The organism is Leclercia sp. Colony189 (genome assembly GCF_009740165.1).
In the GTDB taxonomy this organism is placed as follows: domain Bacteria; phylum Pseudomonadota; class Gammaproteobacteria; order Enterobacterales; family Enterobacteriaceae; genus Enterobacter.
The window spans coordinates 3,663,912-3,686,611 of sequence record NZ_CP046557.1; the positions used below are offsets into that span (position 1 = coordinate 3,663,912).

The following is a 22,700-nucleotide window of genomic DNA, read 5'->3' on the forward strand; positions in this document are numbered from 1 at the left end:
CCAGCTATTTTTTGCCTGGGCTTTTGGGCGATTCTTTACCCGGTTTTGTTTCCTCGACACTGGTGTCTCCTTTGTCGTTTGCCGGGTCTGTATCGAACACCAGCCCCTGTTTACGGTTTTCATCAATTTCCGCCTTACGGCGGCGTTTCACATCATCCGGATTTGCACCGCGGGCGCGCACCCATTCACTTTCGGTTGCCGCACCACCACGGAGCAGAATTTTCCAGGCGTTCGCCTCTTTGACAGGGTCAATCCATGGCATAACGGGGCCGGAGAACACGGCGCTGTAAAGCGTGGCTTTATCCACATTTGGCGGGACCGTGATCTCGCCAGAAGCGATCGCCATTTTGAGCCAGGCCCGGTACATCGGCCGGGTGATCGCCGCGATGAATGCGTCCTGCAGGATGAAGTAGCCTTCGGTTGACTCCACCAGCTCCTGGCGCTGCGCGCTGTATGTCCCGTCGTAGTTACGCGCAATACTTGAGAAGCTACCGCGCGAACCGGCGGCCACCGCACGGAGTTGCCCGTTGCGGAAAGTTTCGAGGTTGGGATTTGGTCGGTCTGATTTGATCATCCCGATATCTTCACCGGGACGGAGATCGTCAAACAGCATGCCGGGCTCAATGTTCAGTTCCCGGGAGCCCTGCGCGCTGTCTTCCGGATACGACTGACCATCACCTTTCTTGATGAACATGCCCAGCGCCGCAGCGATGCGGGCAGCGGTCAGTTCGGCGTCCTCGTACTCCTTCAGCGCAGAAAGACGCATCAGCACCCCGGCAAGCAGTGAATTACCCCGGATTTGATGCAGGCGCCGCATAAACTTCAGGTGAAGCATGTTCTCCGCCTGAATATCCTTTGTGTCACCCTGGCGCATACCTTCTGCCGGAAGGTTTTTGTAGACCATGTATCTGGTCGGACGGCCCCAGTCGTTGAGGTAAATGCCCTGGCACAACTTCTGCCCCGACTCTGTCCGCTCCATCGGCACAAAGTTGGGTTCCAGCGCCTCAATCCAGAAAGGAATTTCCGCCACAGGCGACAGGCCATTACCGGTACCACTGACCAGCTGCGCGAACACTTCTCCATCACGTAACCAGGTCCGACACATCAGACGCTCAAGCACTGGCCGGGTAAACTGGCCGGTAACATCCGGAGAAACGGACCACTCCGCCCATTTGGCACGGATCTGTTTGGCAACGCCAGCGGCTATCTCGCCGTTTTTCATCAGGGGTTGTGGCTCAACGATGATGCCTTTCGCCCCCACGATGCGCTCTTCGAGCTTATCAAGGATGCCGATCACCAGATCGTGGTTACAGTCGAGCCACCGGGCCTGCTCGCGCAGTGAGCGCCCGCCAAACTGCGTCAGCTGATTCGCTGAACGGTTTTCGCGTTTTGCCCGGTGCGTCCGGGTAGGAATTACAGCCTCGTATGCCTTGATCATCAGGCGCGACTTAAGGCGCTCTGCTTTCCAGCCCGGAGAAAACACACCTATCAGATTATCCAGTGCACTCATCGCGGGAACCTCGCCAGTTTAAAGGAGCCACCCCTGCCGGATGCGGCAGCCACAGCAGCAGCCTCTTTTCGTTCCCACTCCTGACGGCCTTTCCGTATCTCGCTCAGGTTCTCCATGGTCATCTGCTGACCATTAAACGTTATGGACTTGCCCTGCAGGATCGCCATTTCCGCTTCGGTATAGCGTCTGACCATGTCCTGAATATTATTGAGATTCACACCCAGCCTCCTGATGATGATGACCATGCCGATTCACGGGCTGGTTTCGTAGCCTTAGGCTCTGATACTGACGGTTTTGCAACCGGCACCGGTGCCACTGCAGGCGCATCTGGCGATGGCTCAACCACCAGATAACTCTCCCGGCGCGCCCACTCAGGGGCATCAGGCCACTTAATCTTTTCGTAACCATGAAGAATGACCAGGGCATGTGCGTAAACCATAAGGTCAAACGCTTCGTTAGCCCCCTTACCAGGCTTCGTCCATTTCCCATCAGCTGATCGCTCCTCATAGGTCAGTTCGTCGTAAAACCACCCTCCCAGCCAGTCAGGGAAATGCACGTAGTTCGGCCCCGGCACATCGCGCCACAGCGCGTTGTTGATCCGGTCTTTCAGTGCGTTGGTCTGGAGAAGGTAGAGAGGGACATCACCGGCTGCCTTCGCGCGCCGGGTAGAACGCCCGGTGTTATCCGGGTAGGTTTTAGTAATCAGCTTCGCCCGGGTCTGGCTGTCACCCTTGAAAAGCCAGACTTTGCGCTGCAGACCGTCACGGCGACAGCGCCGCCAGAACTCATAGGCATTGTCGGTAACGCCATCCTCACCACCGGAGTCGACGGCCATTGCCAGCAGGCTCATTCGCTTGCCCGGTTCGCCATCAAGCGCCCAGGTTTTCTCCAGCACATCGGTGCGCAGCAGATCCCAGTCCTCCGGGTAGCTGGCAGGATCGATATGGTAGCTTTCGCCGTCAGGTGTGGTGCGCATCGACTGCATGATGTTGTACCGGTCAACCACCCAACGCTCGCCGTGGGCACCATAGCCAACTACCTGCACTACAAATCGCCGGTTTTTACCGCCCTGCACATCGACGGTCGCCACCAGGAAGTTGACGCCAGCAGGCACACGCCGACGCTCAACCGGTTCGGCGCGCTGCAGCAGTTCATCACCTTTGCGTTGCTCAATGCTGGAACGCGGGAGATACGGCAGCCCCCAGTCGGTGTTAATAACCGTCTTCAGCGTTTCTTCGCTGCCGGTCGCTTCGTACTCCTGTTCAGCGGTCAGCAGTTTGTAAACGAGTTGGGCCCATGTCTGATATGCAGCTGCCGGGCCTTCCATCCAGAACGACGCGATTCGTGACTGCCGTCCGGCACCCGTTATTGTTCCGCTGCTGTCGATCTGCTGATCCTCTCGCAGCCAGACACCTTTCATATTCAGGGCGCGTTTCTGACCGGCGGTGATCACCCCGGAACAGGAAGGGCAATGGATACAGGCCGCTTCGCTGGCTTTTACCGGATCGCTGATTTCCCGATAACCGGTCATTGCCGTCATCTCAGGCTGGAAATACTCACCACAATGCGGACAAGGCCAGTACCAGCGGCGGCGGTCGCCGCGGTTGTACAGGGACAGAATGCCGGTTGTCGGCGGGGCTTCATGCGCCGAACTCCGGCGCCACTTCGTATCGCGGATGTCCCGGCCTGGCGAACTCTCCACCAGCGTCATGCCGGACGACATAAACGTGGTGGTACGTTTGGAGGCCAGAGAGAATGCATCACCTTCCCCGTCTATGTCCTCTGGAAAGCGGTCGTAATCAGTAAGGGCGACGCACTTGTAATCCGACGAGGACATGATATTGACCGACGGCCAGCCTATTTTGAGATAGTTACCTGCCCTGAAAGTCCTGTCGTAAACGTTGTTATCGTTCCTGCGGGGGCTCAGGCGGGTTGCCACTTCCGGACTGCAACGGAACGTGCGATCCAGTCGTTTCTTCGAGTGCTCGCGGGCCTTTTCCTCTGTCATCTGAATAATCAGCATGTCAGACGGGTCGCAGACCACGTTATAAACCACCCACCCGTCAATCAGGCCTATAGTCTTCCCCGTTCGCGCCGGGCCGACAAACACCACTGCGTCATACTCGCGCGACGCCAGGCAGTTCATTGGCTCAAGTACATACGGAGCCAGGTTCGGATCCCAGGGAACGGAGTTACCGGCGCCCATTGGCACGCGCATAAATTTACTGACTGCATCGGCCACCAGCATGCGGCGTGGGGCACGAAGTATTCCAGGGATATCCTTGCGGATCCCCCGGGCAGATGCCCGCTTCGCCATCAGTCCTCCTCTGGCTCGTCCTCCTCCGGTTCTGCGTCCAGAACGCGCTGCGCAATCTGGTCGCGAAGGTCATCAATAACACTCTGTACCCGACTGATAGCCGAGGGGCTCATGGCGCAGTCACGCTCCAGAATGTCCGGCAACGTTTCCAGCACCTGCACCACAGCTTTTGCCATGACAGAAAATTCACGGGCCACCTCATCAGCCGGGATTAGCTGGCCGGTATCCTGCTCGAATTTGAGCCGCTCGTTTTCCGCTTTCCAGTGGGCGAGCCTGTCCGAGGGCGTCATATCTTCGGCGCTGGACGCGACGACGGGCGCCATCAGCTCGGTCAGCACATCGGTGATGAGATAGAGTTTGAGTTTGTTATTACTGCCCAGCGCAGGCTCGAGTTGCTTAAGCCTGGCGGCAACGGTCTGGCGATGAACGCCGGTGATCCCTGCCAGCTGATTAATGTTCAGCTTCAGGGTGGAGAGTTCCTGGTCCATGATGGTGAACACTTTTTGAACGATTCGACATCATTGCAAAACGGCACTGTTAAAAATCATACAGTTATACACATGATGATGATGACCCTGGATCACGAAAACTAGCCGTTTTCCGCGTGCCCGCCGCCTCGTGGTGGGCCCCCCTTAAAGAGGACCCAACTGATTGTAATTACTTAATAAAAAAGATTTAGAATATGAATTCTGCATCTAGAATTTCCTTTAGTTTCGATTGAATAGTGTTCTTATCCTTGTTCCCTCCGATATATTCACTAAATAGTTTCTCTAGGTCTTTAAATTTTGAGGTTATATCTGTATTAGCAAAACTAGAATCACACATAATCCAACAGTCCGAAACATTTTTCCAAGCTGCGATAGTTTCATTATATTTGTCAAGAATACTCAAAACATGGCTATTACTTTCCTGAACCTCAACACCCAGCCCTAATAAGGATCTAGCGGCATTTATTTGTACAAAATTCCATTTACTAGGCATAGGTAGTGACCTGCCCCCACGATTAGATACAACACTCAGTTAGTAACGTCGGAATCTTCATTCTCAGAATGACCCTTTCTCCAGCCCGCTGCAAATTCAGACGGTGTCTGATAATTCAGCGTGGAGTGCGGGCGGCATTCGTTATAATCCTGCCGCCAGTCATTAATAATTTTCCTGGCATGAACGATATCGCTGAACCAGTGCTCATTCAAACATTCATCGCGAAATCGTCCGTTAAAGCTCTCAATATATCCGTTCTGCGTTGGCTTGCCCGGCTGGATTAAGCGCAACTCAACACCATGCTCAAAGGCCCATTGATCCAGTGCACGGCAAGTGAACTCCGGCCCCTGGTCAGTTCTTATCGTCGCCGGATAGCCTCGAAACAGTGCAATGCTGTCCAGAATACGCGTGACCTGAACGCCTGAAATCCCAAAGGCAACAGTGACCGTCAGGCATTCCTTTGTGAAATCATCGACGCAGGTAAGACACTTGATCCTGCGACCGGTGGAAAGTGCGTCCATGACGAAATCCATCGACCAGGTCAGATTGGGCGCCGCCGGACGGAGCAGCGGCAGACGTTCTGTTGCCAGCCCTTTACGACGTCTTCTGCGTTTTACGCCCAGGCCACTGAGGTGATAAAGCCGGTACACGCGCTTATGATTAACATGAAGCCCTTCACGGCGCAGCAACTGCCAAATACGACGGTAGCCAAAACGCCTGCGCTCCAGTGCCAGCTCAGTGATGCGCCCTGATAAATGCGCATCAGCAGCCGGACGGTGAGCCTCATAGCGGCAGGTCGACAGGGATAAACCTGTAAGCCTGCAGGCACGACGTTGCGACAGACCGGTCGCATCACACATCAACATCACGGCTTCCCGCTTCTGGTCTGTCGTCAGTACTTTCGCCCAAGAGCCACCTGAAGCGCCTCTTTATCCAGCATGGCTTCGGCAAGCAGCTTCTTGAGTCTGGCGTTCTCTTCCTCAAGCGACTTCAGGCGCTTAACTTCAGGCACCTCCATACCGCCATACTTCTTACGCCAGGTGTAAAACGTGGCATCGGAAATGGCATGCTTGCGGCAGAGTTCACGGGCGGGTACCCCAGCTTCGGCTTCGCGGAGAATACTGATGATCTGTTCGTCGGAAAAACGCTTCTTCATGGGGATGTCCTCATGTGGCTTATGAAGACATTACTAACATCGGGGTGTACTAATCAACGGGGAGCAGGTCACCGGTACTTGCCCGTTTGCGGCAACAATCCCTTAAATCCAGCAGCTATCGGTGAGTAATCCACGCCTGAGCTATCACTTGCAGCCCACCCGCCCCACAACTCCATGACCTTCTGAATATCACGCATCAACTCTCTCCACTAAATTACGCCAGTGCACCGATGGCCAGCGCCCGGTCTAAGGTTTTCAACAGCAGCTCCGGCTGCGTGCCGTACTTCGCTTCAAATGCCACAGCGTCAGCGTGCAACTCATCGTGATGCGCCCTGCACAGCGGTATCACGAATAAATCATGCGCTTTGGTGCCCATGCCACCCATGCCGTGGCCGATCAGGTGGTGGGGGTCGTCTGCCGAGTTCTGGCAACATGCGCACTGCTGCGCCTTTACCCAGCGGGTGTATTTCTCGTTTTGCCAGCGTCGACGCTTTGGCCTCAACATGAAGGATTCGGGCGTCTCAGGATCCACCTGCAGCGCCAGCACCTTTTTAACCGCCTCCTCTACAATGCTGGTGGGCGGTACCGACGGCACAATGTCAGCCTCACGCGTCACCGATTGCATTTTCTCTGCCGGAATACGCAAGACCTTACGCGCCAACGTCTCAGGGATGGCATGCACCAGCTTGTTGAGCGTCAACCACCAGCACAGTTCTGGCAGAGTCACGGCGTGCGAATCATCGAAACCAAGCCCGCCGCGAACAACCGATAGTAGCCAGGCTACCAGGTTCTCCCGCGCAATGCCCGCCAGTTCGTTAGTAAATTGCTCGCGCACCCGGATATCGCAGGCCCAGCACAGCCGCAGTACGCCGGGCGAATGCCGCATGGTGACCATTTCGTGGTGGTGATAGTCGCTGTGCCGGTACTGGCAGCCAGATTCCCGCATCAGCCAGGCTTCGAGACATGACAGGCCACCAGCCCGCTTAATCACATCGGCATGCTCAAACACGGGCATCATTGCCGGGTCCTCCGCCAGCGGCTGCCGCGCCGCCGGGATCTCCCCGGTTGGAACACCCGCCAGGCGCTCCGGCTCGTTCTCCAGAAGAATGCGGCCACGTTGGAAATGCGGCATAAGCTCAGGACCGGGCCGAAAAGCCACGATCCCGAACTCTTTTACGACGACAGGGCTTAATAACGCTCTCACGCAGCCTCCCCTTTAGCGATATGCTCTGCCCACAATCCGCCGATCCACCTCACCCCTTTAGCCGTAAAGCGCGCCTGGCTGAAAGCGTGGTTTGAAGTAGTCGAAGTCCCCGTTTTAACCTCAAAGCGCCCTGCATCGATATGCTGGTGCCGCGGCGTCAGCGCCCCACCGAGCCGATACATGATGTCGTTCTCGATCAGGAAAAGGCGGAACTCAGTCTCTTTGGCTTTAAGCAGTTTCGCTACCTGGCGGAATGAGATTGAGCCGCTGGCGCTGCAGTAGCGATCGACAAATTCAACCTTCGGTGCGGCAGCTGCAAGCTGGAGCGTCAACTGCTCTTTTTGCTCGGCCAAATCTGCCGCCAGGCGCAGCGCCTCAGGTAAAGATCGGGGCACGCTGATATCCCGCCCCTCCTCCAGTTCCTGCCAGCGATCGACAACCGCTGCGGTAAACTCTGGCGACAGCCGGGCGACCACGACCAGCGAATCACGTTTGTTGAACCGGTACTCCTGATAAACGTTGCCATTGTGCTCAAAATCGAACTGCGCCAATGGCGCGGTCAAAACGCCACCAGCAACGAGGCGCTCCGCTGAGCGTTTAACGTCACTGTGTTTGCTCTGTACCAGATCCGCAATTTCCCGGCTGGACATTGTCACTGCACCATTCACGATTAACTGATTCATGCGATTCTCCACTTGTCAGGCGGCTGCCCCCGCCGGTTCGTACTTACTGATCGTGATTTCAACCTTTCCTTTCTGCGTTACTGGCCCCCACTCCACCAGCATTCGCTTAATCTGGCCGTCGTCCTCCCAGATGCCCGCGTGAGTCAGCGCGTCGAACAGCGCTTTGTTGTAGTTGTCGATGTCGCGACGGCGGGCGTCCGGCGGGAAAAGAACGATCTCCACCGCCGCCGGCGCACTGCTGGGCTTCGGTAATCGGCGCAGCTGCTCGATGATCGCCGCGCATGCCTCGCTCTGGAATGCCCGCCCCTTGGCGCTAACGAGAGTGCGGCCTTTCAACGGGCCGCTGTTTGGGGATCGCCAGTAGGCATTGACACTCGGCGGGAATGGCAAGGTCAGCTTCATAGCTCGACCCCGCGGATCTCCAGGAATGTAAGCGCCTGCTCCCGCGCCCTTTCATCGCCGATCAGCAGCGCACGAATTATCGCAATGGCTTCATCTTCAGATTGCTGCCCTGTAATAGAGATCCCCCGGGAAACGCCGGGGGTGATCGTGATGGCCCCTTTTCGCTGGAGGATGAGCAAAGTGTCCCGCGCCGAGTTATGCGAGCGACAGCCCATTAAATCGGCCAGTTCAGCAACGGTTGGAGGGAACCCGTGTTCTTTCTGGTAATCGACCAGCAGAGCCAAGACCTCCTGCTGGCGCATGCTCAGGGTTTTCACGCTACTTTCTCCTCACTCAGCCCGGCTTTGCGTTCATCCATCAGCATCCGGAACCGGATCCTGAGAGAGCGAATATTGTTCCAGTGATGCCGGGGGATGGTTTCGAGGATGGCGGCTACCTCATCGCACGCCAATCCATATTCGCTGATCATCTCTGGCGCCAGAATTAGCAGGCGCTCCTGCATGTCTTTACGGATGTTGTCATGCTCGAAGCTTTGCTGATCCAGCCAGGTAATCAGCTGCTGCTGATCAACATTTTCTCTTATCAGCGCTACCGCCCGTGCGATAGTTTCGAGCGGCACAACAATGAATTCAGGGCTGGCCACTGAATCAGACGCCCAGGTGTGTGCAAAGCGCGATTCGGAGAATGTGTATTCCTCTTTGTCGCCGAACGCCGCACATGCACACGCCCAGAAGTTAAAACCGCTTTGCTCCAGAATATCTTTCTTGGTCAGCGGGAGTTCTGGCTCAGCAACTGCTGGTGAAGCTTCATCCACCAGCACATGGCTGGCCGGAACATGCGTTTCCTCCTGCGGGGAGAGAGCCTCCGGAATAAGCTGCTGAGGTTGCCCATGCGGATCATCATGCTTAATCAGGCGCTCAGCTTCACGGCGGATCTGCGCCATGAATGCATCCCCTCGCGCTTCCAGATCCTTACGGCTGATATAGCTCATTGCCTGGCCGCGCCAGGTCTTGTCGAATACGACGACCGCACCGGCGAAGAACGCTCCGGACGGCACCTGCTTTTCGTTTTTTGGCACAAACCACATCGGCAGATCGAAACCAATGCGGCCGCGGATAAACGCAACGTGATCGGCATCTTCAGGCCACCATACCTCGCTGGTTGCAGCCTTGAACAGGAAGACAAAGCGACCGCCCTTGTCACGCATCGCGCTGGCGTGCTGCATGATGTAACGCATACCGGTGATGTAATCATCTTCATGCATGCTGGCGCGGCTGTAAGGCGGGTTCCCGAAAGCGGCGCCGTTGAGTTCTGACACCCGGGCGGACCAGTCCTGCACCAGCGCGTTGTCCTCAGCGGTGTAGTACGCTTCGCATTTGCTGTTCTCGCCGTCGGTAAACAAGTCCAGAACGAACGGGCCAAACATGGAGTTGATGCCCCAGAAAATGTTATCCGGCGTACGCCACTGGTCGCCGACTTCCTTCAGTTCGTGCAACGGCCGGCTGCGCAGTTCGGCCAGGTCCCGGCAGTATTTATTGGTCATTGCTCTTCTCCGATGTAATGGCCTGCCAGCAAACATGCGTCTGTTACGCAGCGTTTCTTGGCCTGCTTGAGGCATGATGCACGTCGTTTGACGTAACGCTCCCAATCCTTATTCGCTGGAGACAGGTCGAAAGCCTTAAGCCATACCGTGGCGGCACGCAGGTAAAACCCCTTCCTCTCCAGCTCGATGGCGTAATTTTCTAAATTAGTCAGGGTCTTCACTGTGTCTGCGTAGGAAGCAGCAGTTGCTGCGGTTTCTGTTTTGACGAAGTCTTCGCAGGGGTAATACACAATCGTCGTGTCGTTATGAACCTCGCGCTTGAGCTTCCCCTCGTTGTGAAAACGGAATAGGCAGCGGCTGATCGTGCGAAACGAGCTATGAGTCAGAACATTGGCAACCTGCCGGGTGCTGCAGCCTGGGTTATCCAGCGCGTACTGCAAAACTTCTGATTCGATGTTCATCCGTTCACCACCCGGAAGCCTTTGGCTCCCTGCGAATAGTCGGTGCCGACATAGCTGGATTTAAAAAGCGGATCCTCTTTGATGCCGGAACTGGCTGGAACCATCCAGTCGTCTTCGTAGTGCATGTCAGGGCCGAAGAAGGTTTTGGCCTGTTTGACAAACTCGGTACCGGTCTTGCCTGTTTGAGCAACAAACCCGGCATAGCGCTTCACACTCTCCAGCATGACGAGAGGCGGCACCCCTTCACGAACGCGGGCATCCCAGGCTTTCAGCGCAGCACTTTTCGAGTTACCACCTGCCCGCTTTGGATATAACGCCCAGGCCAGATCAAATAAGTTTTCATTGACTGGTTCATTGACTGGTTCAGAGAACTGACTGGTTCCGGGTGCAGCTCCTGCACCACTAACCGGTGCAGCAGATTCACCACCTGGTGCAGGAGATTCACCACCCGGTGCAGGACGTACACCAGAGGGTGCAGCATTTGCACCACTGGGAAGGTTGAGTTTGTAGACGTTGGTTCGGTTCAGACCTGTGGCCGCCTTGCGGACTTCAACCGATACCAGACCATCCACAACCAGCTGTTTGATATGGTTTTGCACTGAGCGCTCAGATATCTCGCATTGCTCTGCGATATAGGGAACGGAGGGCCAGCATTCGCCCTGATCACTGGCGTTATCGGCTAGTTTGATCAGCACGAGCTTGCGCAGCGGGTTACCCACTTTTGCTTTCATGGCTCTGACCATTAATTCCATGCTCATCTGGACCTACCTCAATTTCCCTGAAATCGCTCTTGAAGACCTGGAGTGGACTTGAGCACTCGTGTGGGTAGCCAGAACGCAGGTATATAACGCGCTGCGCTTCTGGTTCCCAGCGGATGACACGAACGGGGATCCCCCGGCGGTCTTTAAACCAGCGGTCGAGTTCGCGCATAAGGCCTTTGCCCTCCGGTAGTACACACCCACGATTGCAGTGGCGCGGCTGTGGTTACATGCCACCCAGCGGTTTGCTACTCTGCGTTCATACCGAAACAGCGGAAGGCCCGGCACCGGGATCATCCGAAGTTGCGGTAAGCGGTTCTTTGCCGTTAAACTGTTCATGCGTTAGTTTCTCCACTGTTACGACACGCCACGACGCCCGGAGCTGCACACTCGCGGGCGTCATTCTTTTCTGCCGCACAAAAAACGCGATACAGCAGCGTTAAATGCTCCTGCCATTTCTGCATGACCTGATAACTGTTCTCTTCGATTTGCTCGCGTTCGGCCTGGTCAATCACGCCATCAGCGGTAGCCTTGCGAACGTATGTTGAGTGTTTACCAATCCACTCAATAGACTCCATCAGGCGCTGATTAATATCGGCGTTATCCACATCCTCAATTTCCACCAGCGGAACGTTGACGCTGTTCGACTGGCGCGAAACCGCATCCGCGATGTGCTTGGTGCCGCTGGCCTGCTGGAGAACCATCGCCCAGCCCATTGGGAAAATCTGATCGCCGCCACTGCGCAGGCGGTTAAACAACGCATCTTCTGTTACTCCCAACCATTCCGCCGCTTCTGAATAACCTCCAGGAAGACTGGAAATCGTTCGCTTAATTGCAGCCACCAGCCAGGCCGGTTGTTTCTCTGCTTGCCAATGTTGATTACCCACGGTTAACCCCTTAATTCTGTGGTTTCTGCTATGCCGCTTTCTCGTTACGCTTCTGATAAAGCGAAGCGTCAAATTTGAGTTTTCCTTTAGTACGTGCAGCAGCTTCAGCTGCACGACCTTTAGGAATCAGTTGGCCCGGGCGAGTACGCCATTGATAAAAGGCTTCTGGCGATACCCCAAAAAATTCAGCCGCCTTGTTTGGCGAACCGAAGTACTGCTCAAGTTCGGTTGTGGTCATAATATCCTCCTAAGAATATTTAGATACTATTATCTAATCTTTTTTAGGTCAATAAAAAATAAGATTACTTAGGTTTTCATTTCTAAGGGTTTGAATCGTGGGAACACTTGGCACGCGGTTAAAGGAGTTAAGGAAACAGAGAAAGCTTACTCAAGGCCAATTGGGTAAAGCGCTTGGAGTTTCTGATGTAACGATTGGCTACTGGGAGAGAGATCTGAACGTGCCGGGCGGTAAATCGCTGACAAAACTTGCTCAATATCTCAGTGTAACTGAAGGATTCCTGTTATATGGCCGGGAGGACGAGGCTAACATTGGGCCTGCACCAATAGCAGCGCAGCAAGTTCCAATCATCAGTTATGTCCAGGCTGGAGCTTGGTCACCTGAGTGCGACGCCAGAAATATCGATGGCACGGTGGAGTATATTTTGACGTCAGAGTTTCACTCTCATTCAACCTTTGCCCTCAAGGTCAAAGGAAAGTCAATGGAGCCCGACTTTGTTGAAGGTGATGTAATTATTGTGGATCCTGAGCTACACCCAGGCCCTGGCGATTACGTTGTCGCAAAAAACGGCGGTGACGAAGCTACATTTAAAAAATACCGTGCACGCGGAATCAGTGAAACTGGCGAAGAAATATTTGAACTCGTGCCACTGAATGAAGACTACGCTATCCGCAATTCTGCAAAAGAAAAGATTCATATCGTTGGGGTGGTTGTTGAACACCGCCGCATGATGCGCCGCAAATAATTACCATTCCCCTCAGAAAATCTAAATTAACTTAGATTTTCTGCTTGACCTTCAGTCTAAGTTATTTTAGATTTAATTAAGGAAAGCGAACAGGCAGGACGCCCATGCAGTAGCCGCCCCAGGCATATGAAGATGGGATGATTTGCTGGCAATAAAAAAGCGCCCTGCAGGACGCTTGCTCTTTAACAATCTGGATGCCCCAAATTGAACTACTTCCCCGGAGGAACAGGTGGGCGTGGTTTTACAGGAAGATGATCATGTCTATCCTGGTGAGTCAAAATGTTATCCATTTTAACGCACACCCTTCGGAGCTGGCGGTCGAGGATGAGGAGGCACATGAAACGGCTCAATTGGTTTTGTCATTTTTTTTGTCCTTTAGGCTGCGAGGAAGGTCTCCCGCAAGCCAAGCTATGGCGCAATGCAATTTGGACAGTTTCGTATCATCGCTTCGTCCGAGAGCAATGCAAGTTCGTTTAAAGGCTGCATCCTGAAGGGATCGCCAAGGGTTGCTATCTGCATCCTGTATTTTTAAGAATCTTGTTCGCAGCTCTTCCTCAGGAAGTATTGAGAATTCAACCAACAATCTTTTGTACTGCCTCATTTGCTCCTTTGATAAGCCAGCTTCCTGACCAAATTGATAGACCAATTGTAGAACGGAGAGCACAGCCACAAAGAGACCGAAGACGAACATATTACTGAATGGTGCGAAGACTGAACAACCAAGGACAATTAGCGAAAGAGTAATACCCTTATCAATTCGATTTAGAAGGGTAAAGTTCATTTTTTCGATAAAAAATGAATAAGTGATATCAAAATGCAAATCGTCCAGAGTCATTTTACACCTCAGTCATCGTCCGGTTTCGGCGGTTCAGGTCGCTTATAAGGCGGCATGTGACGCTCTTCATAATCGATTCTTAACATCGTTAATCCTTTAATGTCGTTGGGGATATCCAGATTAACCGAATCCTTGTTGTTGGGGAATAGCAGGATCCACCGAGCCTGAAGTGGTGAAAAGACAGGCACAGAACATGGAAGCGCAATCCTTCAAACCAGTTATGGGTGACAGGAGTGAAAGCAGCGTAGTGCGCTTCGAGTTGTGGTGAATTACAGCCGCACGATGACAACCAGAAGAGCAGCGGCTGGCTCACAACCGTAATCATAAAAGCAAGCGTAGTGGTTGTTTGGCGATGCCAGTTTTTTATCCCTTGATGGCTGGTACCGCCCTTTTTTACACAACATATGAGAGCATCACCGGGTGACGGGCTCATAACCCAATAGCACTGGCAGCTCCTCTAGCGGGTGCTCTTCTATGATGTGTGGATAAACTAACGGGCGGTGGCGTTTGAGCTTAAATGCGTGCTGTATGAAGGGTGAACAACACTTGAGTGTGCGTAAAAGCATACTGAACAGTGATGAAATATGTTTTGTTCGGCGTATTGTCCAACTTGAAACTGTTCTTTATTAAATCCCCGGCACCACAGGGGTTTAATTTTCGAAAAGATAGGTGGGTGCGGGTAGCCCCCGCAACCGAGACGTGATTTCAAATGTTGTAAAATTGGTAGACCAACCAAGCAAACATCGCTAGGTGATAGATTGCTTTAAATACAAGCATTAGCGCCATGTTTAAACCCCTTATAACGGGGCAAGGTCTTATCAGCTGCCGTAACGCGTAGCCCTGCACTGATAACCCTCCATTACTGGAGAGATTGCAAGTGAAGCATGAGTAAGGCTACTACTCACCAGGGTTACTTAAAAAAGAGTTCTTTACAGCACCTTAAACCTAGCATGGCAAAGGAACGCTCTTTTATAAGATATGCGAAACAATTTCACTGCCTCTCCAGAGGTGGCTGAATTCTAGCAAAAAAATGCTTATTGTAAATACTTAATAATTTTGTTTGAGACAAAACAATAAAAACAAGATGTTTTGCGTTATGTCCTTACAAATTGCTGATAATTGATATTACTACCCGGGTGCAGCCGGGGTAATGGAGGAAACTATGCTGAACCTCGATTGTGTCCCTATCTCAGCTTATTGCAATGAAACTGGTGAGAGCATTGATGCCATTAATAAGCGCTTACAGCGTGGAGTTTGGCGTGAAGGTGTTCAAGTTCTGAAGGTGGAAGGCGTTAAGGAGAGATGGATTGATCTAAGTGAGGTAGCTAAATGGGCAAGAAAGAGTCGCCTAAACTCCCGCGCGGCGTGACCATCAGGAAGCACAGCCAGGGTGAAACCATTAATATCACGTTCACTTATAAAGGGGTGAAATGCAGAGAGCCCCTTTCCAATTTAGAAGTGAGCAGCAAGAACCTGAAATACGCCGAGCGGACTCTCGGCGAAATTCATAACCAAATCGAACGTGGAACATTCGTTTATGCAGAATATTTCCCGCGATCCGCACGGTTAAAATTATTTGGCAATGCAGCCGCCGGCAAGACAATAAAAATGTACCTGGACGAATACATCAACATCTGTGAAACGCGAAAACTTTCGCCATCCACCATCGGCGGTTATAAAAAATGTCGTAGCGCTCTGGTAGCCCTTCATTCACTGCCTGCAAGCGAGCTGACGCCGGCGGCGATGAAAGCATGGATCCAGAGCCGCACCACCACGCTAAAGACAATTCGCAATCAACTTTCTTTCCTGCGCTCAGCTCTTGATGAGGCTGTAACAGATGGCGTGCTCCAGCTCAACCCGGTATCACTGGTAACGGCATCACGGTATCAAAGCGACAAATCAACTGCAGAGAGCGACTATGTTGTTGATCCGCTTTCACCAGCCGAAGTAAATGCCCTCCTCTTCTCTGCCGGTAATAAGCAGTGGGAAAATCTGTTTATGTTCGCTATCCAGACGGGTTTGCGCAGTTCGGAATTATGCGCACTGCGCTGGCGCGATATCGACTTCATCGGGAAGACTGCGCACGTTCAGAACGCAAGTGTGGTAGGCATTATCAAGGGAACTAAAACAAAGGCAGGTACACGTAAAGTAGAACTTAACGATGTGGCTATGGCAGTGCTGGTGAATCAGAAGACTTTCACCTTCATGAAAGATACCACTATTTTCGAGGATCCTAAAACGAATAAGCCGTGGGCCAGCGCAGACGCAATCCGCAAGAAAGCTTGGGTCCCGACATTACGTAAAGCAGGAATCAGATACCGTAACCCATACCAGACCAGGCATACCTTCGCGACACGCCACATCAGCCAGGGCGCCAACCTTTTCTGGCTCGCCGGACAGATGGGGCATAAGGGGCCGGAAATGCTCTTCAGGCATTACGGATCTTATTTGAAAGAGTACGACGGGAATGTTACAACTTTAGCAAAAAATACAAATAATTAGACTTAACCTCGCCATTCGGCGGGGTTAAACAAAGGACTGCATTGCCTCGACAATTAATCGCTTGTGTTTACGCAGCATCGTTTCTGACATTTGAACGGCTTCATATATTGATCGTAGGCAATAATTAGCAACGCGTCCTTTGTATGTCTCAGTGTAGTTGATGGTAATCTGTTCTCTCACTGCATCCAAATCAAAAGCCTGATGCGCTTCGATGCAATTAACAAACGAGTCCCACTCAAGAAAAGGGTGATCAGCCTCAAGCAAGTCTACTTGGCACTGTAGTAATGCGGGCCTAGCCTGAATGTAATCACTAATTTCAGAGTTGATAAGCAAAACAAGCAACGGCTCGCAGCAACAAACCACCATGAACTTGTGCTTTTCGGGGGTTGTAAAATCACAGAAGAGATAAATCACATCACCAACAGAAAGCTGGTGATGTGATGCAAAAACTTGGGCAAAATTTGAAGGGAACATATCCCCTAAATTAGGCATGTTATCTTCCGCTGAAAAGATGTGGAATCAGTATATCAGCATCTTTACAGCTTCTGGCAATAACCTCTAACGGAATTTCTCCATTCTCGTTAGCTGATGCCCAAACTTCGTCATGACTCATTTCACGAATTTTACCAAACGATAAATGGCCTATCCGTTCAATTGCTTCATCGATACAGCGAATGTCAGAGTCACTGAAGACATCATCATCGCAAGTTCTCAATGGTTCAACACGATAATTATGAGCTTTTTCGTAAACTCGAAGCGCCGCCTTAATATCCTCAACATCAATACCATTTGGTATAAAACGTCCTTTGCCTTGGGCAATCTTAATGATGTCGTAGGTGTTTTCTGCGACTGGACCATCTTTCATTGCTTTGTACTCATCACCTGTGATGAGTCGCCCGTAGCGTTCGAGGTGGGCACGGTCAGCATAATAAAGGATTTTCCCAACATGATAGATGTCAGGGACGGGAGCTTTAGAGGCTACATACAGAATGGCCTCTAAAGCCTTTTCTGAATCGAACCGAATCTTAAGCATCTCGATACCTTCATTGATGTGGCCTTAAACTGATGGCAGCGGGCTATTGCCACTGCATTTACAGTGCAATTGTGAGCTATTACACCGTATTGATAGTGTATAGCTAGCTGCACACATTAATCAACGGGAGATTGATCATGATAGGTGCACAGTTCTCATGTTTTCACGGCCACATTTTGCACGTTAGCATCAATTTCGAAACATTTACCCTTAAGGTAAAAGCACGATGTTAGCAATATCTAAATTTGTAAAGAGTTAGTGGCTAATTCAAAATTTTGTTGACATTGAAATGCACAGCACAATTCGTTCAAAATCGACAAACGTTAAAAGCTGTTTAATTACAAATGTTGATCATCTTGCAAAGGATAAAGACAGTAGATAGACGCTGAAGTATCCTGACCTGCTCCCCGTTGATTAGTACACCCCGATGTTAGTAATGTCTTCATAAGCCACATGAGGACATCCCCATGAAGAAGCGTTTTTCCGACGAACAGATCATCAGTATTCTCCGCGAAGCCGAAGCTGGGGTACCCGCCCGTGAACTCTGCCGCAAGCATGCCATTTCCGATGCCACGTTTTACACCTGGCGTAAGAAGTATGGCGGTATGGAGGTGCCTGAAGTTAAGCGCCTGAAGTCGCTTGAGGAAGAGAACGCCAGACTCAAGAAGCTGCTTGCCGAAGCCATGCTGGATAAAGAGGCGCTTCAGGTGGCTCTTGGGCGAAAGTACTGACGACAGACCAGAAGCGGGAAGCCGTGATGTTGATGTGTGATGCGACCGGTCTGTCGCAACGTCGTGCCTGCAGGCTTACAGGTTTATCCCTGTCGACCTGCCGCTATGAGGCTCACCGTCCGGCTGCTGATGCGCATTTATCAGGGCGCATCACTGAGCTGGCACTGGAGCGCAGGCGTTTTGGCTACCGTCGTATTTGGCAGTTGCTGCGCCGTGAAGGGCTTCATGTTAATCATAAGCGCGTGTACCGGCTTTATCACCTCAGTGGCCTGGGCGTAAAACGCAGAAGACGTCGTAAAGGGCTGGCAACAGAACGTCTGCCGCTGCTCCGTCCGGCGGCGCCCAATCTGACCTGGTCGATGGATTTCGTCATGGACGCACTTTCCACCGGTCGCAGGATCAAGTGTCTTACCTGCGTCGATGATTTCACAAAGGAATGCCTGACGGTCACTGTTGCCTTTGGGATTTCAGGCGTTCAGGTCACGCGTATTCTGGACAGCATTGCACTGTTTCGAGGCTATCCGGCGACGATAAGAACTGACCAGGGGCCGGAGTTCACTTGCCGTGCACTGGATCAATGGGCCTTTGAGCATGGTGTTGAGTTGCGCTTAATCCAGCCGGGCAAGCCAACGCAGAACGGATATATTGAGAGCTTTAACGGACGATTTCGCGATGAATGTTTGAATGAGCACTGGTTCAGCGATATCGTTCATGCCAGGAAAATTATTAATGACTGGCGGCAGGATTATAACGAATGCCGCCCGCACTCCACGCTGAATTATCAGACACCGTCTGAATTTGCAGCGGGCTGGAGAAAGGGTCATTCTGAGAATGAAGATTCCGACGTTACTAACTGAGTGTTGTATCTAATCGTGGGGGCAGGTCAATCCGCAAAGGAGCCGCGCGGATTTTCATAGAAAATTAATTGATATTTATTAGAGGCTTAAAAAATTTCGGACACGGGTTCAACTCCCGCCAGCTCCACCAAAATTCTTTGTTAACGGTCACCAGAGCCTGATACAAAGTCCTGAAAGCCCGCAATGCGGGCTTTTTTGTTTCTACCGTCCCTCTATTCCAGTACTCTAACCTTCCCTGCGTCCCTCAACAGAATCCTTAAGCCTCTACCGCCGTCAGGTAATCCAGCCGCAGCGGCTCCGCCAGCAACTCATCCATCTGCAGGATAAAGGCCTGGAAATGGGGCAGCGCAATGTGAGCCTCTAGTGCCTTCTGGCCTCGCCAGGCTTCCCGGACGTAAAACATGTCCGGCGTATCGCGCAGCTGAAACAGCTGATACACAACGTTGCCCGGCTCCTGACGGGTCGGCAGCAGCAGCGCCTGTAAGGCCGTCTTCAGCGCGTCACGTTTGCCGGGCTTCGCCTTCAGAACCGCTATAAGCGAGATGATGTCAGAGGTGGCCATCTCAGAACCCCTCCAGTACAATCTTCCCGACCGCACGCCCGGTCTCGAGCTGCGCATGGGCCTTCTGCACATTCGCCGCCGTAATCGCCCCGTAATGCTCACCCAGCGTCGTGGTAAGCACCTGCTCGTCAATCAGATTTGCCACGCGGGTCAGCATCTGGTGCTGGGCAATCATATCGGCGGTCTCAAACATAGAGCGGGTGAACATAAACTCCCAGTGCAGGGAGATGCTTTTTGCTTTCAGCGGACGGGCGTCCAGCGTATCGGGATCGTCGATCAGCGCCAGTTTGCCCTGCGGCGCTAGCGCCTTAATAATCTCATCATAGTGCGCTGCGGTATGGGTCAGGCTGGCGACGTGGGTCACCTCTTTGATACCCGCGGCGGCTAATTCTTCCGACAGCGGCTTGCTGTGATCGATAACGTGATGCGCCCCCGCTTCCCGCACCCACTGCTGGCTTTCCGGGCGTGAGGCCGTACCTACTACAGTCATTTTCGTCAGCTTGCGCGCCAGCTGCACCAGAATCGACCCCACTCCGCCCGCCGCGCCGACGATCAGCAGCGTGTCGCCTTCATTACCCTGCTCCTGAATGCCCAGGCGATCGAACAACATCTCCCATGCGGTGATAGCGGTTAACGGCATTGCGGCAGCGGAGGCGTTATCCAGGGTTTTGGGCTTCAGGGCGACAATGCGCTCATCCACCAGCTGAAACTCGCTGTTGCTGCCAGGCCGTCCCAGCGCACCGGCATACCAGACTTCATCCCCGGGCGCGAAAAGCGTTACCGCCTCGCCCACCGCCGCCACAACGCCCACGGCATCCCAGCCGAGAACACGCGGCGTATCGCCGGTAAAACCGGCGCGGACCTTGGTATCCACCGGGTTTACGGAGATGGCTTTCACTTCAATCAGCAGATCGTGTCCTGTCGCTTGCGGCTGCGGCAATTCGATATCCTGCAGGAACGCGATGTTGTCAGGGGCAGAACGGGTAATGGCAATGGCTTTCATAATCTCTCCGTCGTTTATCGTGTGTGTCGCAATAATGTGATGGTAAAGCGTAGCTGTGGCGGGAAAAATAGCCTCGCGACGATAAGACTTGTACTCGGGAGATGAAAATGGCCCGGCTTGAAGATTGCGGAGCACGCCTGACGGGCCATGAGAATGACGCATGTTGCTGAATATCCTCTGTCCGCACCGCAAACCGCTGTCTGCGGGCGTCAGATGAGTGTAGGAAGAGTTAAAGCCTGTTATGAAGGTCAGTCAGCGCGCGATGATGCAGTTTAATCACCGCTTTTTTAAGCATACCGGGCTTCGCGGTAAAACAGCCCGGCTTATGGGGTTCGCCCGGCATAAAAATGGCAAACATCCCCGGCTTCAACGTCAGGCACTGTTCATTCCCGATGCGGTCACAGAGCTGATAATCCTCCTCCTCGTGCCACGCATCGCAGGCCCGGGCGCTTCCCGCCAGTCCGTAATAAATGTGCTCTTCTCCCTCCAGCAGGATCTGGATATCGATATAGTTGCGGTGCAGCTCGGCACGTTTTTGCTCAGCGCGCTGGGTCTCAAACTGCATCACGTTGACGAACATCTTCTCGCCCTGCAGCGGATAGCTACCCGGCGCCAGCTGCGCTAGCCCCGCGCTCAGGGCCTGGTCGATCGCCTGACAGAACACCGTCGACAGACCGGCAGCCTGCAGACGGTTGATATCACCCACAATCATTGCCACGCTCCTTTTGCCCATAATGCAGCACCCAGCAGCCCCGCGTCGCCGCGATGGCGGGCTGAGCAGAGTTCGGTCTGATAAACAGCGGGCTCCTGCGCAAGGTGATGCTGTACCTGCGTGAGATAGCCGTCGGCCAGGCCAATGCTGCCGCCAATGACCACCCGTTGACAGTCGGTCAGCGCTTTTATATCCGCAATGAGCCGCGCCAGCGTCCGGGCGGAACGCGCAATCAATCTCCCCGCCTGGGCATGTCCCTCTGCGGCGCGGGCAAAGATGGCTTTCGCATCCAGCCCGCAAAGCTCCCCTTCTGCCGCCGCGGCGATACCCCGGCCTGAGGCGATCGCTTCCACACAGCCGATCCGCCCGCAGCCGCAGCGCGGTCCGTTCGGGTCGGCCTGAGTGTGGCCGCAGTGTCCGGCCAACCCACCGGAGCCGGTCACCAGGCTGCCGTTATGGATCATCCCGCCCCCTACGCCGGTCGAAACGGTGATAAAGACCATATCGCGCACGGCATCTGGCATGTGTTGATACTCCGCCAGCGCCGCGGCCTGGGCATCGTTTAGCGCCACGCCGGGGAGCCCGGTTATAGCCGAGACCGATTTCACCAGCGGAAAATGCGCCAGCCCGCCCAGATTTGCCGGGTTAATGGAGGTGAGTACCCCTTGCTGGATAATCCCTGTCGAGGCGATAGCGAACTGCTGCGCCCGGCGGTATAGCGGGGTGACCAGCTCGCACAGCGCCGCTTCCAGCGCATCCGGCGTTTTGCTGGCAGGGGTGGGGATCTCCCTGCGTTCAATAATCCTCAGCTCGCGGTCGACCAGCGCCGCGGCGAGTTTGGTCCCGCCAATATCAATAGCCAGCGTGATCATTTTGTCGCGTCCTGTAAGGCGTCCCGATACCACTGACAGATATGCTCCAGGCGGGTGATGGCAGAGCCTACCGTCACGGCCCATGCCCCGTGCTTCATAGCCTGCGCGGCCAGCTCCGGTGAGTTGTAGCGCCCTTCGGCCACCACCCGGCACCCGGCCTGACTCAGGGTTGAAACCAGCGCCAGGTCCGGCTCGACGGGCGTAACGTCTGAGGTATATCCCGACAGCGTGGTGCCAATCAGTTCAACCCCCAATTGATGGCAATACAGCCCCTCCTCCTGCGAGGCGCAGTCTGCCATCGCGATCAGCTGATGGTGCCGGATGCGCGCCAGCAGGGCCTCAACCGGCACAGGCCGCGTGCGCTGTGTGCCGTCAAACGCAATAATGCTGGCGCCTGCCTCAGCCAGCGCATCCACATCCTCCAGCCAGGGCGTAATACGCACCGGGGTATCGGGCAGATCGCGTTTAATAATGCCAATAACCGGCACGCTTACCACGGCACGCACCGCCCGCAGGTTTTCAATACCTTCGATACGCAGCGCCACGGCACCCGCCTGCTCCGCCGCCAGCGCCATCGCCGCGACGATCAACGGCTTATCCAGCGGGCTTTGCGGTACCGGCTGACACGAGACGATCAGCCCGCCCCGGGCTTTTATGTTTGCATCCAGTTCATCAAGGAACGACATAACTCCTCCGTTAAAAATTCAG

28 protein-coding genes and 1 pseudogene are annotated in these 22,700 nt (G+C 53.6%); 4 read left to right on the forward strand and 25 right to left on the reverse strand.

What is annotated here, in order from left to right:
• Positions 1-4: 4 nt before the first annotated feature.
• The 17 genes and pseudogenes from GNG29_RS17485 to GNG29_RS17565 all read right to left on the reverse strand — a co-directional run bounded on the left by GNG29_RS17485 (position 5) and on the right by GNG29_RS17565 (position 12,140).
• Positions 5-1,510: a phage portal protein gene (locus GNG29_RS17485; RefSeq protein WP_156655098.1), complete on the reverse strand. Its 1,506-nt coding sequence runs from the start codon at positions 1,508-1,510 to the stop codon at positions 5-7.
• Positions 1,507-1,728 carry a hypothetical protein gene (locus GNG29_RS17490; protein ID WP_156655099.1) on the reverse strand — a complete coding sequence of 74 codons (222 nt, stop codon included), beginning with the start codon at positions 1,726-1,728 and terminating at the stop codon, positions 1,507-1,509. Before GNG29_RS17490 ends, GNG29_RS17485 begins: the two co-directional genes overlap by 4 nt.
• Positions 1,725-3,827 (reverse strand): phage terminase large subunit family protein, encoded by a 2,103-nt coding sequence (locus GNG29_RS17495; RefSeq protein ID WP_156655100.1) that lies wholly within the window; start codon positions 3,825-3,827, stop codon positions 1,725-1,727. The genes GNG29_RS17490 and GNG29_RS17495 overlap by 4 nt, the downstream gene beginning before the upstream one ends.
• The gene (locus GNG29_RS17500; RefSeq protein WP_097455171.1) at positions 3,827-4,315 is read right to left on the reverse strand and encodes a DUF1441 family protein; all 489 of its coding nucleotides are present in this window, start codon (positions 4,313-4,315) and stop codon (positions 3,827-3,829) included. Before GNG29_RS17500 ends, GNG29_RS17495 begins: the two co-directional genes overlap by 1 nt.
• A gap of 187 nt (positions 4,316-4,502) precedes the next feature.
• Positions 4,503-4,808, reverse strand: a complete 306-nt coding sequence (locus GNG29_RS17505) for a hypothetical protein (RefSeq protein ID WP_156655101.1) — start codon at positions 4,806-4,808, stop codon at positions 4,503-4,505.
• Between the two features lie 35 nt (positions 4,809-4,843).
• A protein-coding gene (locus tag GNG29_RS17510; RefSeq protein ID WP_156653759.1) for an IS3-like element ISSen4 family transposase occupies positions 4,844-5,964 on the reverse strand; the annotation gives its coding sequence in 2 pieces (ribosomal slippage) (positions 4,844-5,706 and positions 5,706-5,964; 1,122 coding nt in all).
• A 71-nt stretch (positions 5,965-6,035) separates the two neighbouring features.
• Positions 6,036-6,164, reverse strand: a pseudogene (locus tag GNG29_RS17515) (antiterminator Q family protein); the annotation flags it as partial.
• Positions 6,165-6,178: 14 nt separating this feature from the next.
• Positions 6,179-7,168, reverse strand: coding sequence for a DUF968 domain-containing protein (locus GNG29_RS17520; RefSeq protein WP_156655102.1), 990 nt, complete (start codon positions 7,166-7,168; stop codon positions 6,179-6,181).
• Entirely contained in the window at positions 7,165-7,851 is a 687-nt protein-coding gene (locus GNG29_RS17525; protein WP_156655103.1) for a phage antirepressor KilAC domain-containing protein, read from the reverse strand. The genes GNG29_RS17520 and GNG29_RS17525 overlap by 4 nt, the downstream gene beginning before the upstream one ends.
• Before the next feature lie 15 nt (positions 7,852-7,866).
• Entirely contained in the window at positions 7,867-8,253 is a 387-nt protein-coding gene (locus tag GNG29_RS17530) for a RusA family crossover junction endodeoxyribonuclease (RefSeq protein ID WP_156655104.1), read from the reverse strand.
• Positions 8,250-8,570 (reverse strand): LexA family transcriptional regulator, encoded by a 321-nt coding sequence (locus GNG29_RS17535; protein ID WP_231736540.1) that lies wholly within the window; start codon positions 8,568-8,570, stop codon positions 8,250-8,252. Before GNG29_RS17535 ends, GNG29_RS17530 begins: the two co-directional genes overlap by 4 nt.
• Positions 8,567-9,796 (reverse strand): phage N-6-adenine-methyltransferase, encoded by a 1,230-nt coding sequence (locus GNG29_RS17540; RefSeq protein ID WP_156655105.1) that lies wholly within the window; start codon positions 9,794-9,796, stop codon positions 8,567-8,569. Before GNG29_RS17540 ends, GNG29_RS17535 begins: the two co-directional genes overlap by 4 nt.
• The gene (locus GNG29_RS17545; protein ID WP_156655106.1) at positions 9,793-10,257 is read right to left on the reverse strand and encodes a PerC family transcriptional regulator; all 465 of its coding nucleotides are present in this window, start codon (positions 10,255-10,257) and stop codon (positions 9,793-9,795) included. The genes GNG29_RS17540 and GNG29_RS17545 overlap by 4 nt, the downstream gene beginning before the upstream one ends.
• Positions 10,254-11,015, reverse strand: coding sequence for a helix-turn-helix domain-containing protein (locus tag GNG29_RS17550; protein WP_156655107.1), 762 nt, complete (start codon positions 11,013-11,015; stop codon positions 10,254-10,256). Before GNG29_RS17550 ends, GNG29_RS17545 begins: the two co-directional genes overlap by 4 nt.
• Positions 10,969-11,187, reverse strand: coding sequence for a DUF4222 domain-containing protein (locus GNG29_RS17555; protein ID WP_156655108.1), 219 nt, complete (start codon positions 11,185-11,187; stop codon positions 10,969-10,971). The genes GNG29_RS17550 and GNG29_RS17555 overlap by 47 nt, the downstream gene beginning before the upstream one ends.
• Before the next feature lie 163 nt (positions 11,188-11,350).
• Positions 11,351-11,902 (reverse strand): YmfL family putative regulatory protein, encoded by a 552-nt coding sequence (locus GNG29_RS17560; RefSeq protein WP_156655109.1) that lies wholly within the window; start codon positions 11,900-11,902, stop codon positions 11,351-11,353.
• 28 nt (positions 11,903-11,930) lie between these two features.
• Positions 11,931-12,140: a Cro/CI family transcriptional regulator gene (locus tag GNG29_RS17565; protein ID WP_156655110.1), complete on the reverse strand. Its 210-nt coding sequence runs from the start codon at positions 12,138-12,140 to the stop codon at positions 11,931-11,933.
• 97 nt (positions 12,141-12,237) lie between these two features.
• On the opposite strand from GNG29_RS17565, the gene GNG29_RS17570 reads away from it, so the two are divergent.
• A complete protein-coding gene (locus GNG29_RS17570) occupies positions 12,238-12,885 on the forward strand; it encodes a LexA family transcriptional regulator (RefSeq protein WP_156655111.1) in 648 nt (215 codons plus the stop codon).
• Between the two features lie 346 nt (positions 12,886-13,231).
• Here GNG29_RS17570 and GNG29_RS17575 read toward each other — a convergent pair whose 3' ends face one another.
• The gene (locus tag GNG29_RS17575; protein WP_156655112.1) at positions 13,232-13,720 is read right to left on the reverse strand and encodes a hypothetical protein; all 489 of its coding nucleotides are present in this window, start codon (positions 13,718-13,720) and stop codon (positions 13,232-13,234) included.
• 1,162 nt (positions 13,721-14,882) lie between these two features.
• On the opposite strand from GNG29_RS17575, the gene GNG29_RS23415 reads away from it, so the two are divergent.
• Complete coding sequence (locus tag GNG29_RS23415) at positions 14,883-15,089, forward strand: excisionase (protein ID WP_231736543.1); 207 nt, start codon at positions 14,883-14,885, stop codon at positions 15,087-15,089.
• On the forward strand, positions 15,050-16,222 hold the full coding sequence (locus GNG29_RS17580) for a site-specific integrase (protein WP_156655113.1): 1,173 nt from the start codon (positions 15,050-15,052) through the stop codon (positions 16,220-16,222). The genes GNG29_RS23415 and GNG29_RS17580 overlap by 40 nt, the downstream gene beginning before the upstream one ends.
• Before the next feature lie 24 nt (positions 16,223-16,246).
• On the opposite strand, the gene GNG29_RS17585 is transcribed toward GNG29_RS17580, so the two are convergent.
• Both GNG29_RS17585 and GNG29_RS17590 read right to left on the reverse strand, forming a co-directional pair.
• Complete coding sequence (locus tag GNG29_RS17585) at positions 16,247-16,714, reverse strand: hypothetical protein (RefSeq protein WP_156655114.1); 468 nt, start codon at positions 16,712-16,714, stop codon at positions 16,247-16,249.
• A 1-nt stretch (position 16,715) separates the two neighbouring features.
• Positions 16,716-17,255: a Panacea domain-containing protein gene (locus tag GNG29_RS17590; RefSeq protein ID WP_156655115.1), complete on the reverse strand. Its 540-nt coding sequence runs from the start codon at positions 17,253-17,255 to the stop codon at positions 16,716-16,718.
• A 467-nt stretch (positions 17,256-17,722) separates the two neighbouring features.
• Between GNG29_RS17590 and GNG29_RS17595 the strand changes: the two genes are divergently transcribed.
• Positions 17,723-18,843 (forward strand): IS3-like element ISSen4 family transposase gene (locus GNG29_RS17595; RefSeq protein ID WP_156653759.1). Its coding sequence is split into 2 segments (ribosomal slippage): positions 17,723-17,981 and positions 17,981-18,843, totalling 1,122 coding nucleotides; the frame shifts between segments, so codons are not numbered across the junction.
• Positions 18,844-19,099: 256 nt separating this feature from the next.
• On the opposite strand, the gene GNG29_RS17600 is transcribed toward GNG29_RS17595, so the two are convergent.
• The 5 genes from GNG29_RS17600 to GNG29_RS17620 form a co-directional block, all read right to left on the reverse strand.
• Positions 19,100-19,390, reverse strand: coding sequence for a putative quinol monooxygenase (locus GNG29_RS17600; RefSeq protein WP_197431860.1), 291 nt, complete (start codon positions 19,388-19,390; stop codon positions 19,100-19,102).
• A 16-nt stretch (positions 19,391-19,406) separates the two neighbouring features.
• Entirely contained in the window at positions 19,407-20,408 is a 1,002-nt protein-coding gene (locus tag GNG29_RS17605) for a zinc-binding alcohol dehydrogenase family protein (protein WP_156655117.1), read from the reverse strand.
• Positions 20,409-20,637: 229 nt separating this feature from the next.
• Positions 20,638-21,120 carry an N-acetylneuraminate anomerase gene (gene nanQ, locus GNG29_RS17610; protein WP_103180798.1) on the reverse strand — a complete coding sequence of 161 codons (483 nt, stop codon included), beginning with the start codon at positions 21,118-21,120 and terminating at the stop codon, positions 20,638-20,640.
• A complete protein-coding gene (gene nanK / locus GNG29_RS17615) occupies positions 21,117-21,992 on the reverse strand; it encodes an N-acetylmannosamine kinase (RefSeq protein ID WP_103180799.1) in 876 nt (291 codons plus the stop codon). The genes nanQ and nanK overlap by 4 nt, the downstream gene beginning before the upstream one ends.
• Positions 21,989-22,678 (reverse strand): N-acetylmannosamine-6-phosphate 2-epimerase, encoded by a 690-nt coding sequence (locus tag GNG29_RS17620; RefSeq protein ID WP_156655118.1) that lies wholly within the window; start codon positions 22,676-22,678, stop codon positions 21,989-21,991. The genes nanK and GNG29_RS17620 overlap by 4 nt, the downstream gene beginning before the upstream one ends.
• Positions 22,679-22,700: the final 22 nt, after the last annotated feature.